Here is an 18,480-nt window from a genome sequence, read left to right as displayed (position 1 = left end):
CCGTCCGGCACCGGCGGGCGCCGGGTCGGTTTCCGTTCGTGGGGCGGTATTCCAGTATACCTGAAATGCCGCGAACCGTTTGCGCAAGGTACAAATGTCGCTTCCGCCCCGTATTTCGCGGAGCCGTTCGGATACCGTCATGCAACCCGATCTTCCCGCCCTGCTGGGCGGCACACCGATACGCCCCGACGGTCCCCCCGGGTGGCCGCTTTTGGATAGTGACGTCCAGGCCGCGGTTGCGGGTGCGATGTCGGCAGGTGCATGGGGGCAGTACCACGGCGAACACATCTGCGCGCTCGAAGCGGAGCTGGCCGCGTTCCACGACGTCCCCCACGCGCTCACGTGCGCGAGTGGCACGCTCGCGGTGGAAGCCGCGCTCCGGGCGCTCCGCGTCGGTCCCGGCGACGAAGTGGTGATGGCGGCCTACGAGTACGAATCGAACTTCCTCACGGTCCACGCGCTCGGCGCGAAGCCGGTGCTGGTCGACGTTCACCCGCACAACTGGCAACTCGACGAAACCAAACTGGACGCCGCGTTCACGCCGCAAACGAAGGCGATCCTCTGTTCGCACCTGCACGGCGGACTCGTGGCGATGCCTGCTGTGATGGGCATTGCCCGAACACGCGGCATCGGCGTCGTCGAAGACGCGGCCCAAGCTCTGGGGGCGGTGGTTGCCGGTAAGCCGGTCGGGACGTGGGGCGATGTGGGCACGCTGAGCTTCGGCGGCTCGAAGCTGCTCACCGCCGGGCGCGGTGGCGCGCTTCTATTCAACGACGCCCAACTTTACCAGCGCACGAAAACGTGGCTGCACCGCGGACTGCAACAGTGGGCGCCTCTCAGTGAACTGCAAGCGACCGTACTGCGCCCGCAGTTACGAAAGCTGCGTGCGTTGACAGTGCAGCGCGCCGAACGGGTGCGGGAGTTGGTGGGAGAACTTACCCCCCCCTGAAGGAAAGGGAGAGGAAAGGCAACCTAACCCCCTAACCCCCTTCCCTAAGAAGGAAGGGGGAACAGAACCAACGGCGGTTTTAAGCCCCTCTCCGTTTAGGGGAGGGGTTGGGGAGGGGTTACAGCCACAACCTAACCCCCTAACCCCCTTCCCTAAGAAGGAAGGGGGAACCGAACCCGAAACCGAAGAGGTCAAATTGTTTGTGGCCCTGTCTTCAGCCCCTCTCCGTTTAGGGGAGGGGTTGGGGAGGGGTTCTTCGATTCGACCCTTCATCAACCTCATCCCCGATTCCATTGCCGCCTTCTACAAAGTTGGTTTTCAGTACGCTCCCGGTGCCTTCGGGTTGTCGCGCGAGGTGTTCGTGAAAACGCTGCGTGCGGAAGGCATCGCGTTCGATGTCGGATTCAAGGCCCTTCATATCGGGCGGTCGCCGTCGCGGTTCCGCGCTGCGGGCGAACTCACGCACGCCGCCGACGCACACGAGCGCTGCGTCATGCTGCACCACCCCGTTCTGTCGGGCGCAACGGCCGACGTTCAGCAGGTGGCGGACGCGGTGGCGAAGGTGTATCGTTACCGGGACCGATTCTAGCCCGCCTCACGCCCCTGCCTCGAACCCGGACCCCTCATGCTCCGTACCGTTTGTGCCCTCACCGTACTGTTCGTCGCGGCCGGTTTGGGCCGCTCCGCCGATCCCGCACCGCCGTCGGGCAACTGGAAGCTCACCGTGCCCATTGATCGCGGCGAAGAGACGATCATGCTGATTAAACTCGCCGAGAAGGACGGTAAGTGGACCGGCGAGTACCTCGGGGCCTCGGACGAACTGAAGGTCAAGCCGACCGTCACCGCGGTCACCGTCACTGGCGACACGGTGCAGTTCGCGCTCGGCTTCATGGGGCGCGAACTCCTCTCCTTCGACGGCGCGCTGAGCAAGGACAAAAAGAAGCTCAACGGGTCGCTGTCGGTCGTGGGGGGGCGCCTCCAACTCACGACGATGTACTCGACGAAGCTCGCGAAGCTCGACGACCCGTTCGCGGTCGCGCGCGAGGCGCTCACTCAGTCCGAGGACGGTCCCGAGATGTTCGGCGCGGCGTTCGCGGTGCTCGCACAAGCCGGCGAGAAGAAGATGCCCGTGGACGAGGTGCGCGGGGTCATCGAGCGGCTGAACAAGACGGCCGGCACGTTCGGCCCGCGTTGGGAGCGCGACATGACGCTGCGCACTGTGGACCTACTCGCCGCGCAGCCGACGCTCTCGGAACTCGCGGTCGCACAGGCGAAGCGGGCCGAGCGCCTGCTCACTGACGAAGACACCGCCGCGACGCGGATCGTGGTGCTGGAAGCCCTCGTCCGCACGCTGACCAAAGCCGGTAAAGCGGACGACGCGAAACCCTACCAGACGCAACTCACGAAGCTCGAACTGCGCGACTTCGCGGATTACGCCAAAACGAACCCGCCGTTCAAAGCGGAAGTGTTCGCCGGGCGCAAGGCGAAAACCGATAAAACGGCCGTGGTCGAGGTCTTCACCGGGGCCGAGTGCCCGCCGTGCGTCGGCGTCGATCTCGCGTTCGACGGTCTGCTGAAAGCCTACAAACCGTCCGATGTGATCCTGCTCCAGTACCACTTCCACGTGCCGCGTCCGGACCCGCTCACCAGTCCGGACGGTATGGACCGCGTCGAGTATTACTCCGACAAGATTCAGGGCGCGCCCACGCTGTTCATTAGCGGGAAGCTAGGGGCCGGGTCCGGCGGGTCCGCAGCCGATTCGGAAAAGTTCTACAAGCAGTTCCGCACAATTCTCGACGAATTGCTCGAAAAGCCGACCGGAGTGAAGCTTTCGCTCGCTATCTCGAAGGGCGAGAAGGGCGGCTTCAGCGCGAAGGCGACCGTCGCCGATCTGGAAGCACCGGGCGACAAGGTGATGCTCCGCTTCGTGCTGGCCGAGGAACGCGTCCGGTACACCGGCGGCAACGGGCTGCGGTACCACCACATGGTGGTGCGCGCTATGCCGGGCGGGACGAAGGGCGTGGCGCTCACCAAGAAAACGCACGAGCAAACCGTGACCATCGACCCGGACGCGGTCAAGTCCGCGCTCACGAAGTACCTCGACGACTTCACGAAGGCGGAAGGCCCGTTCCCGCGCACGGACCGGCCGCTCGCGCTCCGCAACCTGAAGCTCGTGGCACTCGTGCAGAACGACGCGACGAAAGAGATCCTGCACGCGGTCCAGGTGGACCTGGAAGCGAAGTAACAGTTCGGCCGCGCCCGCGGGGTGCGTGGCGAGCGAACCTCGCGGCGCGGGCGGATCGGCTCGGGTGTCACCGCCGCCCGGTGCGCGGCTCAGGTGTGCGAAATGCGTAACGTTCGGATTACAGAACGGGTATGATCTGTAATTGAATCGTCTGGTGGGAAGGTGAGAGGTGCACTAGCCTCTCACCCAGTGTTCATCCCGTTGCCGCTATACATGCGACCGTAGAACGCAGACACAGCGAGATGTCGATGGCCGTTGGTTCGCTGCTCGATCCGCTCACCTTGCTCCGTCCCAGACGGAAAATCACGGGCATTTCTGCCATCCTGCTCCCGTTTACCGACTCCGGTGCCATCGATTGGGCCGGCTTCACGGCTCACTGCGTCCGCACGGCGGACGCGGGGTTGACGCCGGCCGTGAATATGGACACGGGATTCGTGAACCTTCTCGCGCCCGAACAAAAAATTGAGGTGCTGGACGCAACTCGTTCCGCACTGGGCGGGAAAAATTTTGTCGCGGGCGCATTTGTTCGAGATGTTTTCGGGGCGTCCTTCGATTTAGAAGAATATCGTCGCGCGGTCGCCGCCATTGTGCAGCGCGGGGGCACGCCGGTCATTTTCCAGAGCCACGGGTTGACCGCGCTGCCCGATGACGAATTGCTCGCGGCGTATGAGGCGATTGGTCGGGACTGTGACTCGTTTATTGCGTTCGAGCTGGGCACGATGTTCGCATCCTTCGGGCGCATTTACTCCCCAGATTTGTTCCGGGGGCTTTTGGGCGTCCGCAAGTGCTCCGGGGCGAAACACTCGTCCCTCCGGCGCGAAGCCGAGTGGCAGCGCCTCGTGATCCGCGACGCGGTGCGGCCGGACTTTAAGGTGTATACGGGTAACGACCTCGGCATCGATATGGTGATGTACGGGAGCGATTACCTCCTGGGGCTGAGCACATTTGCACCGGAACTGTTTGCTCGGCGGGACGTCTATTGGAGTACCGGAGACCCGCGGTTCTACGAGCTGAACGACGTGTTACAGTATTTGGGGTTCCTGGCGTTTCGCGCGCCGGTCCCGGCTTACAAGCACTCGGCGGCCATGTTCCTGAAACTGCGGGGGTGGATCGGGTGCGATGCCACGCACCCGCGCAGCCCGACCCGGCCCGATTCGGACCGCGAACTGCTCCGCGGGATCGCCGACCAACTCGGACCGGTCCCGGCCTGACCCGACTCGACCCATCGCGGTCGCCCATCTCCTCTTGAGGAGGACGCTCAATGCCCCTGTCCGACGACACCCCGCTGCTCCCGATCCCGCGCCCGCTCGTACTGGTGGTGGACGACGAGTCGAGTATTTGCACGGTTGCTCGGTTGATGCTCGAGCGCGCGGGGTACGGGGTGGACGACGCCGGGGACGCGGCCACGGCGATGGGGCGGGCGCTCCGGGCCTCGCAACGGTACTCGGTGGTGCTGCTCGACGTTTCGCTCCCGGACCGGAGCGGGGTCGAAGTTATTCCCGATCTGCGGCTCGCCACCCGCGGCTCACCGATCGTGCTCATGAGCGGCCGGGCCGAAGAGGACGTCCCGGACCACGGGGCCGAGGGGTACCTGGCCAAGCCGTTCACGCGGGAGCAACTTCTTGCCGCGGTGCGCGCGGCCGCTGCCCTTACACCGCAGTAAACAAGAAACGCAGTACCTGATCGAAACGCGCCCCCCACGAGCGCTCGTTGTGCGTGCCGCCCGGTACTTCCGTGTAGCGGTTGCGCTCGTCCGGGTGCGGGCCGTAGCGCGCGAGTAACCGGGCCAGCCGGCGCGTCCGGCGCATCGTGGCCGCGCTGCCGATTCGCGAAGAACTCTCGTGTTCCCCCACATCGATCCACACGCGGCACCGCTCCAACCAGCCCGGCGAAACCGTCACGTTCCGCAAGAAGTATTCGCGGTCCCACCAGAGCGAGGGCGACAGCGCCGCGCACTTCCCGAACACGGTGGGGTACCACTTGCACAGGTGCAGCGAGATCAACCCGCCCATCGACGACCCGCCGACGCCCGTGTGCCCCGGTTCGGTCCGCGTGCGGTACAACGCATCAACGAACGGCTTGACTTCTTCGACCAGGAACCGGCCGTACTCGCGCGACAGGTCGCGCTCGCGCTTGCGCCCGCACCGTTGTGGGCCGTACTCGTTCAAGCGATCCGGGGTGTTCGCGACCCCGACCAGGATGACCGGCGGAACCGAACCGGCGCGGATCTCGCGCTCGGCCACTTCGTCCGCGCCCCAGGGCACCCCCGCGAACGCGGTGTGCGCGTCGAAGAGGTTCTGCCCGTCGTGCATGTAGAAAACCGGGTAGCGCCGGTCGGGGTGCGCGCCGTACCCGGGCGGGAGCCACACGCTGATCGTTCGCGCGTGCGGGAGGAACCGCGACGGGAACCCGTGGTGGTAATCGATGCTCGTTTGGTCCCACCCGCGCACGTCCACTTCGACCCGTGACGGCCCGCTCGCGCGCAACTCGCGCGGGGGGCGCTCGTGCCCGTTGCCGTCGCTCTCGGCCTCGCGCCACCGCCCGAGCGTGACAATGAAGCGCCCCTCGTGCCCGGCCGGAAGGTCGAGCCGCGTGCGGTGCGTGCCGTCGTCCCAGCGGTCGAGCGGTACACCGGTCGCCGACCAGTCGCCGAGCGGCCCGTCTCCGGCCAGGAACGCTCGGCGCCACGGCGGGGTGTTGTCCGGCACCCGAACCACGATCTCGACCATTCGGCCCTCAAAGAGATTACACGCGGCCCGCTTCTGGGTATTATTCGTGGTGTCCGCGTCCCGTCTTACGCGCCCACGGGACCGGGGAAGGGGAGAGGCCCGTTATGCTCGGCCCTAATGAAGTCGTATCGGCCCTCGAAGCCGCGGGCTTTACCCACCTCGTGTGGATTCCCGACAGTCACTTGGGGACGTGGGAACCCGCGCTCCGGAACTCGCACCTGGCGCCGGTCCGCGTGTGCCGCGAGGGGGAGGCGGTGGCACTGGCGGCGGGGCTGATACTCGGCGGCGCGCGGCCGCTCGTCGCGGTCCAGTGTACCGGGTTCTTCGAGGCCGGCGACGCGGTGCGCAACGTGGCCCACGATCTGAAGCTGCCGCTCAAACTTATTATCGGTGTGCGGAGCGAACGAGTTGCCCGGACCGGCAAGAGCGGCGACAACTGCCCGCACTTCGCCACGAAACTGGTCGAAGCGTGGGAACTGCCCCACACGCGCTTCGACCCGGCGGAGGCGAGCGCCCTGGAACTGACCGGCGCGCTAAAAGCTCTGGTCGATCAACCGACCCCGGCCGCGATCCTCTGGGCGGAGTAAGCACCATGATGACCCACCGCGCCGCCCTCGAAGTGCTGGCCCAAGTTCGGGGCGAACAGATCGTTGTGACGACGATGGGTTCGGTCGCGATCTGGCCCCAAATGTCCGATTCGCCGCTCGATTTCCATTACCTGCCGTCGAGCATGGGGCAAGCGGTCCCGCTCGGACTCGGGCTGTGCTTCGCGCGACCGGGGCGCGGGGTGATCGTGCTCACCGGGGACGGCGGGCTGCTCATGAACCTCGGCTGCCTCGTGACGGCGGCCCAGTTCCCGGTCCCGCTTTATATCGTGCTCATTGACAACGGACTTTACGAGGTGACCGGTGGCCAGGCGGTGGCGAACGCGAGCCGCACGGACTTCGCCGCGCTCGCTCGCGCCGCGGGCATCGGGCGCGTTTATGCGTGCGCCACGAGCGAGGAATGGGCCGCGGTCGCGCCGGAGGCGGTTACCGGGAGCGGCCCGGTGTTTGTTCACCTGAAAGTACAAGGCGAGATCGGGAAGCCGACGCCCTCCGCCCCGCGCCCGATGGCCGACCAGATCGCGCGACTACGATCCGCGCTGGGCGCTTGACCGGCGCCAATCGCCCGCTCGGTCAACAGCCCACGGGTCACTTGAGGGGAACCAGGAACCAGTCCCGTTGCACCGATTCGATCGTCCCCGGGGGCGGGATCGGTTCGCCGGTCAAGCGGTTGAGCGCCCACCGGCAGGCGTTCGGCACGGTACTCGTTGAAGGGGCCTTGTCCTCGGAATTGCTGCGGAGCGCTTCGATCGACTGCTTCGCCCCCATCCGCCCCAGTGCCAGCGCCGACATGCGCCGGACGCGCTCGTCGTCGCGCCCGAACATCCCGTCCCCGGTGAGTCGGCTCTCGATCACGGTGACGAGTTTGTCGTCCGGTTTGCCCTCGTGGAACAACCCGAGGGCCCAAATCGCCGCGGCACGCGCCAACGGGCCGACGGGCGTGAACCCCGGGGGCATGCCCGGTTTGAGGATGCGCGGGACGATCGCCCGGAGCGCGGCGTCGGCTTCCCGGTACCGCGCCTGGCCGAGGAACTGGATGAGGTGGGACAGTTGTTGGTCCAGGGCGTCGGACGGGAACGCCAGAGTGTTTATGTTCGTTCCCTGTAGGAGTATTTCCGCGTGGCGCTTGCGGATGTGCTCCAACACGTTCGGGAGCGTCTCGGGCACCGCCAGTTGCTGCAACCCCCAGGCCGCCGCTACGAACACCTCGGGCCGGTTCGCTTTCAGCAGTTCCACCAGGCGCCCGGACGCGGGCTTGTGAACCAGTTGCCCGAGCAGGATCGCGGCCTGTTCCTGCCCGCGCCAGTTCCCGCCCAGCGCGGCGACACCGCGCTCGATGACGAGTTCGCGCCGGGGCGTTTCGGCCAGTTCGCGGAGGCACTTACGGGCGCGCACGCGGACGTCCGGGTGCGGGTCGTTGAGCACCCGCGCCAGTTCTCGGACGTAGTTGTCCGACGGGTTGCGGAACATGGCCTCCACGCCGTGCGCGCGCACCTCGGCGTCCGGGCTGGCGAGGGCCGCGGTCAGGACCGGGAGGACGTGCTTGGTGCCGAGTTCGGACAGGCGCACGACGGCGAGCGCCGCCACCGCCGGTTCCTTGTCCTGGGTAAACTTCTGGAGCAACCGGACCGTTTCGTCCCCCTCGTGCCGCCGGAGGAGCGCGGCCCCGACGAGGCGCCCGGTTACCCCGCGCGGGGTAATGTCGCCGGCCAATTGCGCGGCGTCCGCTTCGGACCCCGATCGGCGGATCTCGCCCAGCGCGCGGGCCGCGGCGAGGCGGAGCGGGGGAAGGGTGTCGGTGGCCAGTGCGAGTTCGCGGAGCCTCGTGGCCGCGCGGTCGTCGCGAACGGTTCCGAGGCACCGGGCCGCGAGCAGGGTGCTCCGCCCGTGCGGAGCCGGTTGGCCGATGCGCTCGATCCAGAGGTCGCGTGCGGGCTTGTGGTCCCACCGGGCCAGCGCCAGTTCGACGGACTCGCGCACGTCCGGATCACCCGTTTTGGCGAGCCGCAGGAACGTGGGGGCCGCGTCACGCGCGTCGAGCGCGACCAGCGCCCGGACCGCGGACGACACCACGGTCGGGTACGGGTCGGGGCGCTCGAGGAGCCGAATCAGCGCGGGCACCGTGACCGCCAGACCGGTCATCCCGCCCTCGTGGGCCGTGGCGATCGCGAGCGCGGCCTGACCCGGGGATTCCCGGTCGGGGCGCTCGAGGGCCGTCGACCAGAGGGGGATCAGTTCCTTGGGGTAGACCTTAACCACTTTCGCGACCGGAACTTCCGGGTCGCGGTACATGACCGAATCCAGGTCTTCGCCGCGCGCGACCCCGGTCGTGCTCGCGAGGACGGCGAGCACGAGGGCGAGGGAGCGGTTCGTGGTGATCCGGGGCACGGTGATCTCCGAAACCTGTGTCTAGTCCGGTCGGTACAGGCGCCGGGTGCGAACGATCAGAACCAGGAACAGGACGAGGCTGGTGCCGCCGATCACCCACCAGTTGAACGGCAGCAGGTCGTAGCGCGAGAACCCGGGCGTGTTCGCCGCGCTCAGGGCCGCGGCCACCGGGTCGATCATCAGCACGACCTCGACGGCCCGGTGGCTGAACGGCGCTTCCCGGCCGAGCCAGACCAGGAGCGGCGCGATGCAGACCAGCGCGAGCACCAGGTACGACGCGGCGGTCGCGGCGGCGGTGGAGCGGAACAGGCTGCTCGCGACCGCGCCCACCATTACCGCGAACACGGCCATCGAACCCAAACAGGCCAGCACGCGCCCGATCTGGGACGCGGTCTCGGGCTGTACGGTCGCGAGGACGACGTACCCCGGCATCGTGGCGCAGAGCAGGAGCAGCACCGGCCACACGGCGCTCATCAGCTTCCCGCGCAGGATCGCGCCCGCGGAGAGCGGTGTCGTGCGCAGCAGTTGCCAGGTGCCCCCCTCGCGCTCGGCGCTAATGAGGCCGGCCGAGAGACTCGGGACGAATAGCACGAGGAGCGCGGACTGCATCAGAACGAGCGCGCCGCCGATCACCTCCGTGCCCCAGCCGAGGGCGCCCGAGGCCGCAATGTAACTCAGTGCCAGCGAAAGGACCGCGGTCCCCGCGAGCAAGCGCAGGGTCCAGTGCGCGCGCCCGAACCGCCGGGTGCGCAGTTCCTTCACGAGCACCGGGTTGACGAGCCGACTCGTCCCGCGCGAGCGCCGGTTCGGGTCCACGAGGAACAGCACCCGGCGCACGGCTCGCGCGCCCGCGGACCGGTCGTTGGTCATCACGCCCGCGGCCCGCGCGCGGTCGAGCGGAACCCGGCCCAGTGAGCGGATCGCCGCACCTGCGAGCAGGCTGCTAATCGCCAGGGCCAGACACACGTACCGGGTAACGGCCCCGCCGCCGTAGCTCTCGCCCGGTAGCCCGACCCGTCCGTGCCCGACCACTTCCAACACGGCCGGGACCGGGGACAGGCACCCGAGCCACGCCGCGAGACCCGCCAGAACCGGGTTGTCCCGCGGCAAAAGCCAGTGGGCCGTGAGTGGCAGAACGGTCAGCGTCAGCACCACCCCGTAAGTAGTGCGCAGGGCGCTGTCGGTTCCCTGTGCCCGGCCGCTCACGAACAGTCCGATGGTCGCGATCTGCACCGCGAGAGCTGCGAGCACCGCGTAAAGTAGCCCCACGCCGCCGGTCACGGTGGACCCGCCCAGGGCGTAACTCGCGGCCGCGCCGGGGACCGTGAGTAGCAACAGGATCGCGGTGAAGCCCAGAATCCCGCCGAGTTTGCCGGCGTAGATCGCCGACGGTGTCATCGGCGAGTTCAGCAGCAGGGCCAGCGTCCCGCGCATGCGCTCGCGCACGATGGCGGACGCCGGGAACGCCGGCAGGACGAGCAGGAGGCCGGTCAGCAACCCGTACCCCAGGGCGCGCAGGACGCCGAGCGCCGCGCTCCCACCGAGGTCGCCCACGCCGCCCGCGGGCCAGTGGGTCAGGACGAGTATTCCCGTAACCAGCGCGCAGCCGACCAGGATCACGACCGTGCCCCGCGCGCGGAGCAAATCGAGTAGTTCGCGGCGGACGATCGGGTTCACGACGATTCCCCCCCCGTACCCGCCGCGACCTCGGCGTCGCCCTCGCGCGCCGCGGTCATGAACGCTTCTTCCAGGTCGGTCTGCACTTCCCGGAACTGTGCGACCCCGACCCCCGCACCGACCAACTGTGTTAGCAACCCGGCGAGTTCGCTCTCGCTGTTGGCCGTGCGGAACCGGACGGCCAGTTCCGGCTCCGACGCCTCGGTCTCGGAGCCGGGGGCCGCGTGCCCGCGGACGATGCCTTCCGTTTTGGTGAGATCGGTTGCCCGTGTCAGCAGCACTTCGATGGTGCGCAGCGGGCTGAGCTGCCGGGCGACCTCTTCGAGCGTGCCGGACGCGCGGAGCCGCCCGCGCGCGATGATCGCCACGCGGTCGCAGATCCGCGCGAGTTCGGGGAGGATGTGGCTGGTCACGATCAGCGTCTTCCCGCGCGCCGCCAGGTCGAGCAGCAGGTGCCGCATCTCGATCCGGGCGGGCGGGTCCAACCCGTTGGCCGGTTCGTCGAGGATCAGGGCCACCGGGTCGTGGAGCAGGGTGCGGGCGAGCGCGACGCGCTGCTTCATCCCGTGGCTGAGGCTCTCGACGAACAGGTCCCGGAACTGCGGGCACCGGGCCAGTTCGAGCACCTCGTCGATCCGCTTCACCCGCGCCCGCCGGGGGATCCCGAACGCCGCACCGAAGAAATCGAGGTACTCGTTGACCCGCATGTTGTCGTAGGAGCCGAACGTGTCGGGCATGTAGCCGATCAGCCGCTTCAACTGGCGCGGGCGCGCGACGCAATCGACGCCGGCCACCGTCGCGCTACCGGCCGTGGGCCGGGACAGCCCGACGAGGATCTTGATGGCGGTCGTTTTGCCGGCCCCGTTGGGCCCGATGAACCCGAGGATCTGCCCGCGCCCGACGGAGAGCGTCAGCCCGTCCAGGGCCACGAACCGGCCGTACTTCTTCGTCAGGTCGCGCACTTCGACAATCGGTCCGTCCGTTCCCATCGCGTTCTCCCGTTGAGCGATACCGGTTACGGGTTCCCCGCCCGCCCCACGATTTCGAGCCCGAGCCCCTCGATGTGCCACCGCGCCTGCTCGATGTCGGTCGTGCGGATGGGGTTCGGGCGCCCGTCGGGGCCGAGCCGCTCGCTGACGGCCAGGTCCAGGAGCAGCCCGCCGGCCGGGTCCAGTCGGAGCGCCCGCGGGTCGGTGATCTCGATCCGGACCGGCCCGTTCGAGTCGGTCGCGTCGAACAGTGGGACCGGTTTCCCGTCCCCGGGGGCGGCCACCGAGAACTTGCGCGCCGGGGCGTGGACCCGGGCGATGAGGACCACCCGCTCCAGCGCGAGCGGGAGCGCGGACGGTGGTAACTGGAACCGCAGTTGGACCTGGGCCGATTCGGAGTGCTCCAGCATCGGGCGCCGGGGGCGCCCGTCGATCATCGCGGCGTGGGTGACGAACCCGTGGGGGATCGTCACCAGCTCGCCCCCCCGCCGGGGCGCGAACTCGATCGGGAGCGAGAGCAGTGCCGACCCGACCGTTCGCTTCGCCCCGTCGACCGTGAACGGAACGTCGTCCGCGTCCGCCCACACGTACAAACGGTCGTGTAGGGGGGCCGAGTTCTGGCGCGCCAGGAGCTTCCGGTACACGTCCTGGCGCCGCTGCTGGCGGTCGGTCAGGACGCTCCCGGAGAGGTACTGGTCGGCGGGCAGTACGTCGTTCGAGGTGGTCCGGAACGAACCGTCGGGTTCGAGGCGCACGGTCAGTGCCGCGCCCGCTCGGGTAAAGAGCACCGCGTCGGCCGGGTTCTTGAGTGTTCCGAGCGCTAACTTGCCGTCCAAACCGCTCGGGCCGAAGCGCCCCGTGGCGCCGGCCCCGGTGCGGTTCGTGGACCGGAACGGCCCCGCCCGCACGCCCGCGGGGAACGCGAGGTTCTCCCAGTGCCAGGCGTCGAAGTCCGTCTGAACGCGCTGCCGGGTCTGCCCGTCTAGGCCGGTCGAGTCGAGTTCGACCGACCCGCCGCGGTCCGTTCCGACTTGGATCCCCCCGGACTCCGGGCTGTACACCGCGAACATCCCGCGCCACGACGACTCGCCGCTCTCGGGCGTGACCTCCACCAGGGCCACGGACGCCGCGGTCGGCGGGACGGCGCGGCGCGACGCGACCCCGGCGGCGACAAAAACGCCGGCGGTGACGAGCGCCAGGAGCGGGCCGAACAGCCCGATCCGTTCGGGGGCGCGCGACCGACGGAGCCAGAGCCCGAGCGCCAGGACGCCGAGCACGAACGCCGCGAGGATCGCGCTCGCGGTCCCGCGCCCGGCGATCTCGTAGCCGATTTCGGCCGTCAGGAGCGGCGCGAGCTCTTCCGTGCGGAGCGGCTCCGGCTGCGGGTCCGGGTACAGGTGGACGGCCAGACCGTCGAGCGCGTCGAGCGACACGGGCACGTCGCGTATCTCGGTGAAGCGCGATGCCGGGTCGCGCGGCCCCCGCGGGCGGTACCACCCGCGCCCGTCCAGTGTGGTGAACACGACGCGCCCGCGCCCGACCGGTTGGCTGAACGCGGCGGGCCAGCCGTTCGCCTCGTAGAGCACCGTTTCCGACCCGGAGAGCTGCACGCGGACCAGATCGACGGGCTGCTCGAACTCGCGCCGGTCGGTCTGGTCGAGGCGCTCGGCGGGCGGGCGGAGCCGCAGGTCGGTGACGCCCGTGCGCCCGACCACCTCGAACCGGAGGGCCTCGCCGAGGACCGGCGCGAGCACGGCCGGGTCCACGCGGTCGAGCAGAACCCACAGCGTACCGCCCTGGAGCACCCAGTGGCGCAGGGTGCGGGCCGCGGCCGGGTCCGCGGTCAGCCGGTTCCCGGCGAGCACGAACTGGTCGATCCCGTCGAACGCCTCGATGGTCGGCGGGAGCTGGCGGTCGAGAACGACCGAGACCGCTTCCGATAACCCCCGCGCGTGGCGGAACGTGCGCGCGAACAGCACCGCTTGAGCGGCGGCCGAGCCTTTCGTGCTCACGGATTCCGGGCTGTCCGGGTCTTCGGGCGCGTCCAGGTACACCGCCGTACTCGGCTCGCGCGGGCGGTAGGGCACGGCCCGTGTAACGAGGCGCTCCGGGTCGCGCGACGCGACCGGGCGGAATTCCCCGTCGACGCGCTCGTACAGGCGATAGCCGATGTCCCGCCGGAGTTGGAAGTTCTGCGCCGGGGGCGGGCCGATGGTGAGCCAGGAACTGAGCCGAGAGTTGCCGGGTACCCACACGTCCCGGGTGTACTGCACGTCGGGGCGGTCGGGGTAGAAGGCGACGACCCGGGCCTCGCGCGCGGTCGGCCCCCAGTTGTCGACCCCGAACCGGAGCGTGCCCCACGTTTCGGTGAGCGAGGTCCGGGCGCCGACCGGAAAGAGCCCGTCCAGGCGCAGCGGCGAACGGTCGTCTTGAGCCAGCGCCGGTTCGGGAGCGGACATCAACAGGCCGAGGGCGAAGGCGATTCCGCTGACCCGCAGGTGGTGCATGTCCGCGCATCCCGGAGAAAGGTAACGCAGTCGGCTCAGGTGACGGGCTGTACGGAGCCGGCGTGGGAGACGTTTCGTGTCACCGGAATCCTTGTGCCGCGAGTCACACTAGCCTATTCAAACGGCCGAATGAAGTCTCGCGTGAAATAGGAATCCCGGATCGTGCCCGTCACTCGGAGCGCGAACCGGCGGAAATTCGTGACGTTCGTCCGCAAAAGAGCCGTCGCCGGTGCCGCTCGGGGCTACCGGGCCGGCTTAAAAATCGCGCGACAGTCCCCAGTGCCTCCGAGCTGGCTTACACCCGGTCCCACAACCGCGCTCGCGCCCGGGCTCAATTCGGCCACCGCCCAATTCGCGCCGCAGGTGCGTTCTCATCTGCCGTGCGCAATTTCAGCGGGCGGGTGCCCGGGATTCGGGCACCACCTACCGAATTAGTCTGGGGTGATACCCAGTATGAACTAGCGTTTCAGAAATCCGGACGGCTCATAAAAGGGCGGTTCGGGTTCGAGTGGTTCCGTGCGACCGGGATCGGGCGCGCCGGGTGGTGTGCGGTTGGAGGTTCGGCCTTGGCGCGCGATGTAAAAGTTTGGCTCATCGGGTTCGTCTGGCTCGCCGCGATCTTGACCGGTTTCTGGATCTGGGAACGGTACGACGCGACCCCGGGGGCCGTCGGCGCGCAATCGTCCGCGCCCGACGACTCGGCTCCCGAGCGCTGGCGCCTGACCGTGTTCGTGCACCCGCGCTGCCCGTGCACACGTGCGACACTGGGTGAAGTGGCCGAGATCGGCCGCGTGGAGCCGGACCTGTTGGTTCGTATTTTGTTCGTCCGACCAGAGGACGCACGTGAGGGCTGGGAGCGCGGGGAATCGTGGGGACTCGCGACCCGGATCCCCGGTGCGGAAGTCGGGCTCGATGAAGCCGGCACGACCGCGCGGCGGTTCGGGGCCGAAACGTCGGGGCACGCGGTCCTGACCGATCCGGCCGGCGGGACCGTGTTTCGCGGCGGGCTGACAGTGGCCCGCGGGCGCGCGGGCGCGAGCCCGGGGCGCGCCGCGGTTCTGGACTGGATCGGTGGGCGCGACGCGCCCACCAGCACCCCCGTGTTCGGGTGCCCCCTGTTCACGCCCTGATTAGCAACGCGGGCCGGGCGCGCCAGTGCTCGTTGAGCGGTTGCAGACGCGGAAAGGCCAACATGCCCTCGGTAGCGACGAATCCGGAAACTGCGGCGCGGGCGCGCGAGCTGGCGGTGCTCTACCGCGCCGCGATCCACCGGCGGACCGACCGACTGTTCGCCGGGCTGCTCGTGTTCCAGTGGGTCGCGATGATCGCGCTGGCCGCGTGGGTGGCGCCGCTGACCTGGGCCGGGACCGACAGTCGGGTCCACCCGCACGTGTGGGCCGCGGTCGCACTCGGGGGCCTGATCGTCGCGCTCCCCGTCTTTCTCGTGCGCGCCCGCTCCGGTGAGGCGAACACGCGGTTCGTGATCGCCGCGGCCCAGATGTTCTCGGCCGGGCTGCTCGTTCACCTGACCGGCGGGCGCCTGGAGACGCACTTTCACGTGTTCGGGTCGCTCGCGTTCCTGGCGCTGTATCGGGACTGGCGCGTGCTCCTGATCGCGTCCGCGGTGACCGCGCTCGACCACATCGTGCGCGGCGCGGCGTGGCCCGAATCGGTGTACGGGACGACCGTCGGGACCGACTGGCGCTGGGTGGAGCACACCGGTTGGGTGGTGTTCATGGACCTGTTCCTGTGCCTTTCGTGCTGGTGGGGCGAGCGAGACCTGGTGCGCACCGCCGAGCGCGAGGCCGAACTGGAAACGGCCCGCGCGACCGTCGAGGATCGCGTGCGCGAGCGGACTGCGGAGCTGTGGCAGAAGGAGGAACAGTTCCGCCGGGCGTTCGACGACGCCGCGACCGGGATGGCGCTCGTGGCACCCACCGGGCAGCTCTTGCGCGTGAACCGGGCATTCTGCGAGATCGTCGGGTACTCCGAGTCCGAGTTACTCGCGTGCGACTTCCAGGGGATCACTCACCCCGCCGACCTGGAGTCCGACCTGGCGTGCGTGGGCCGCACCCTGAGCGGGCAGGTGAGCGCGTACCAGCTGGAGAAGCGGTACCTCCACAAGAACGGGGGCGTGGTGTGGGCGCTGATCGGGGTGTCGCTGGTGCGCGACGCGGCCGGCGCCCCGCTCCACTTCGTCTCCCAGATCCAGGACATTACCGCCCGCAAACAGGGCGAGGTCGCGCTGCGCAAGGCGACCGAGGAGGCGGAAGCCGCGAGCCGGGCGAAGAGCGAGTTCCTGGCGAACATGAGCCACGAGATCCGGACCCCGATGAACGGGATCATCGGGATGACGGACCTGATCCTCGAATCGCCCCTGGCGCCCGACCAGCGCGAGTCGGTGGGGCTGGTGAAGTCGTCGGCCGACGCGCTCCTGACGGTCATCAACGACATCCTCGACTTCTCGAAGATCGAGGCGGGCAAACTGGACCTCGACCCGCTCCCGTTCTCGGTCCGGGACATGGTCGGCGACACGCTCAAGGCGCTGGCCGTCCGCGCTCACAGTAAGGGGCTGGAACTGACCTACGAGGCCCACCCGGACGTGCCCGACGTGCTCCTGGGCGACGGGCACCGGTTGCGCCAGGTGCTCAACAACCTGGTGGGCAACGCGATCAAGTTCACCGAGACCGGCGAGGTGCTCGTTCGGTGCGAGCGAGTGGCCGAGCCGGGGGACGGTGTTCGGCTCCGGTTCAACGTTACGGACACCGGGATCGGTATCGCGCCGCACAAGCTGAAATCGGTGTTCGAGCCGTTCACCCAGGCGGACGGGAGCACCACGCGGAAGTACGGTGGCACGGGCCTGGGGCTGACCATCTGCCAGCGCCTGGTCGAACTGATGGGCGGGCGGGTGGGGGCCGAGAGCGAACTGGGGAAGGGGAGCACGTTCTTCTTCGACGTGCGCCTGGAGCGCGCACGCGGGTCGATCGAGCGCGTGATCGAGGCCCCGGCCGATCTCAAGGGGCTGTCGGTCCTGATCGTGGACGACAACGCGACCAACCGCCGGGTGCTCGCCGAAACGGTCCGGCACTGGGGCGCGCGGCCGACGTGCTCGGCGAGCGGCCCGGAGGGGCTGGACGAGCTGCGGTGGGCCGTGGCGAACGGTACCCCGTTCCCGCTGGTGCTGCTGGACGGGATGATGCCGGGAATGGACGGGTTCACGGTAGCCGAGCGCATCGGGCGCGACCCGGCGCTCGCCGGGACCGTGGTCCTCATGCTCACCTCGGCCGACCGCCAGGGCGACGCGGCCCGGTGCCGGAGCCTCGGCGTGTCCTCGTACCTGGTCAAGCCGGTGAAGCCGGCGGAACTCAACCGGGCGATCGCCGCCGCGATGCGCGGCGCGGGCGCGCCCGGGATCTCGGGCCACGACGCGAAGCCCGTGCCGAAGATGGCCCCCGTGAGCGCCCCGGAGGGGCACGCGCTCCGCATCCTGGTGGCCGAGGACAACCCGGTCAACCAGCGGGTCATCTCCCGGCTCCTGGACAAGTTCGGGCACCGCGTGACGCTCGCGGCCGACGGGCGCCAGGCGCTCGTCGCGCTCTACGGGGCCGCCGCGGTGGTCGAGAGCCGGGGCGCGGGCGACCGGCCGATTACTAGCCTCCTGCCCCCGGATTCCGGTTCGGACCGGGCCGCGCCGTTCGATGTTATTTTCATGGACGTGCAGATGCCGGAGATGGACGGCTTCGAGGCGACCGGCGCGATCCGGGCGCGCGAGGTCGGGACCGGCCGGCGCATGCCGATCGTGGCCATGACCGCGCACGCGATGAAGGGCGACCGGGAGCGGTGCCTCGCGGCGGGCATGGACGAGTACGTGAGCAAGCCCGTGCAGCGGCTCGAACTGCTCCGGGTTCTGGACTGGGCGACCGCCCTCGCCGCGGTCTCCGCGGCCGAGCGCGCCGCGCCCGTTGGGGCGGTTACCGTTACCGAAGCGACCCCGCCCCCGCGGGCCGCGACCCCGGCATTCGACCGCGCGGCCGCTCTCGAGCGCCTGGGCGGGGACGAGGAGCTGTTCGCCGAGGTCGCGGGGATCTTCTGCACGGACTCTCAAAGGTTCCTGGACGAACTGCGGAACGCGGTGACCCGCGGCGACGCCGCCACCGTTCAGCGGGCCGCGCACGGACTGAAGGGCGCATCGGGGTACGTGGGCGGTACCGGGGCGGCGGAGGCCGCGGCGGTACTCGAAAACATCGGCGCGAGCGGCGACCTCGCTGCGGCGCCGGACGCGCTGACGGTCCTGGCGCACGAAGTCACCCGGCTGTCGGCCACCCTCGCCGGGTTCGCCGAACCGCAGACCGCTGGTTGAAAAGAACCCGAACTGAGTAATCGGCCGCGCG

Annotated in this window: 14 protein-coding genes; 9 read left to right on the top strand and 5 right to left on the bottom strand. The window is 69.1% G+C overall.

The window, feature by feature from the left end; genetic code table 11:
- Positions 1-139 precede the first annotated feature (139 nt).
- From VT84_RS27885 to VT84_RS27865, 5 genes are all read left to right on the top strand, one after another.
- Positions 140-949, top strand: a complete 810-nt coding sequence (locus tag VT84_RS27885) for a DegT/DnrJ/EryC1/StrS family aminotransferase (RefSeq protein ID WP_082841802.1) — start codon at positions 140-142, stop codon at positions 947-949.
- Positions 950-1,310: 361 nt separating this feature from the next.
- Positions 1,311-1,538 carry a hypothetical protein gene (locus VT84_RS27880; RefSeq protein WP_204249654.1) on the top strand — a complete coding sequence of 76 codons (228 nt, stop codon included), beginning with the start codon at positions 1,311-1,313 and terminating at the stop codon, positions 1,536-1,538.
- Between the two features lie 36 nt (positions 1,539-1,574).
- A complete protein-coding gene (locus VT84_RS27875; RefSeq protein WP_082841800.1) occupies positions 1,575-3,194 on the top strand; it encodes a hypothetical protein in 1,620 nt (539 codons plus the stop codon).
- Positions 3,195-3,442: 248 nt separating this feature from the next.
- The gene (locus VT84_RS27870) at positions 3,443-4,405 is read left to right on the top strand and encodes a dihydrodipicolinate synthase family protein (protein ID WP_082841799.1); all 963 of its coding nucleotides are present in this window, start codon (positions 3,443-3,445) and stop codon (positions 4,403-4,405) included.
- A gap of 50 nt (positions 4,406-4,455) precedes the next feature.
- The gene (locus VT84_RS27865; protein WP_082841798.1) at positions 4,456-4,857 is read left to right on the top strand and encodes a response regulator; all 402 of its coding nucleotides are present in this window, start codon (positions 4,456-4,458) and stop codon (positions 4,855-4,857) included.
- Here VT84_RS27865 and VT84_RS27860 read toward each other — a convergent pair.
- Positions 4,844-5,923 (bottom strand): alpha/beta hydrolase, encoded by a 1,080-nt coding sequence (locus VT84_RS27860; RefSeq protein WP_082841797.1) that lies wholly within the window; start codon positions 5,921-5,923, stop codon positions 4,844-4,846. The genes VT84_RS27865 and VT84_RS27860 overlap by 14 nt on opposite strands.
- Before the next feature lie 104 nt (positions 5,924-6,027).
- Here VT84_RS27860 and VT84_RS27855 point away from each other — a divergent pair, with 104 nt between their 5' ends.
- Positions 6,028-6,510 (top strand): hypothetical protein, encoded by a 483-nt coding sequence (locus tag VT84_RS27855; protein ID WP_082841796.1) that lies wholly within the window; start codon positions 6,028-6,030, stop codon positions 6,508-6,510.
- Positions 6,511-6,515: 5 nt separating this feature from the next.
- A complete protein-coding gene (locus tag VT84_RS27850) occupies positions 6,516-7,079 on the top strand; it encodes a thiamine pyrophosphate-dependent enzyme (protein ID WP_082841795.1) in 564 nt (187 codons plus the stop codon).
- A 37-nt stretch (positions 7,080-7,116) separates the two neighbouring features.
- On the opposite strand, the gene VT84_RS27845 is transcribed toward VT84_RS27850, so the two are convergent.
- From VT84_RS27845 to VT84_RS27830, 4 genes are read right to left on the bottom strand one after another with little or no spacing between them, the layout of a single operon-like run.
- Complete coding sequence (locus tag VT84_RS27845) at positions 7,117-8,916, bottom strand: HEAT repeat domain-containing protein (protein WP_082841794.1); 1,800 nt, start codon at positions 8,914-8,916, stop codon at positions 7,117-7,119.
- A 21-nt stretch (positions 8,917-8,937) separates the two neighbouring features.
- On the bottom strand, positions 8,938-10,593 hold the full coding sequence (locus VT84_RS27840; RefSeq protein WP_052555938.1) for an ABC transporter permease: 1,656 nt from the start codon (positions 10,591-10,593) through the stop codon (positions 8,938-8,940).
- A complete protein-coding gene (locus tag VT84_RS27835; protein WP_082841793.1) occupies positions 10,590-11,582 on the bottom strand; it encodes an ABC transporter ATP-binding protein in 993 nt (330 codons plus the stop codon). The genes VT84_RS27840 and VT84_RS27835 overlap by 4 nt, the downstream gene beginning before the upstream one ends.
- A gap of 26 nt (positions 11,583-11,608) precedes the next feature.
- Positions 11,609-14,089, bottom strand: a complete 2,481-nt coding sequence (locus VT84_RS27830; protein ID WP_082841792.1) for a hypothetical protein — start codon at positions 14,087-14,089, stop codon at positions 11,609-11,611.
- A 566-nt stretch (positions 14,090-14,655) separates the two neighbouring features.
- Here VT84_RS27830 and VT84_RS27825 point away from each other — a divergent pair.
- A complete protein-coding gene (locus VT84_RS27825; protein ID WP_052555933.1) occupies positions 14,656-15,219 on the top strand; it encodes a hypothetical protein in 564 nt (187 codons plus the stop codon).
- Between the two features lie 62 nt (positions 15,220-15,281).
- Positions 15,282-18,449 carry a response regulator gene (locus tag VT84_RS27820; RefSeq protein ID WP_082841791.1) on the top strand — a complete coding sequence of 1,056 codons (3,168 nt, stop codon included), beginning with the start codon at positions 15,282-15,284 and terminating at the stop codon, positions 18,447-18,449.
- Positions 18,450-18,480 lie beyond the last annotated feature (31 nt).

The sequence above is a fragment of the Gemmata sp. SH-PL17 genome (assembly GCF_001610855.1).
Classification (GTDB): domain Bacteria; phylum Planctomycetota; class Planctomycetia; order Gemmatales; family Gemmataceae; genus Gemmata; species Gemmata massiliana.
This window is presented reverse-complemented; position numbering and strand designations above follow the sequence as displayed.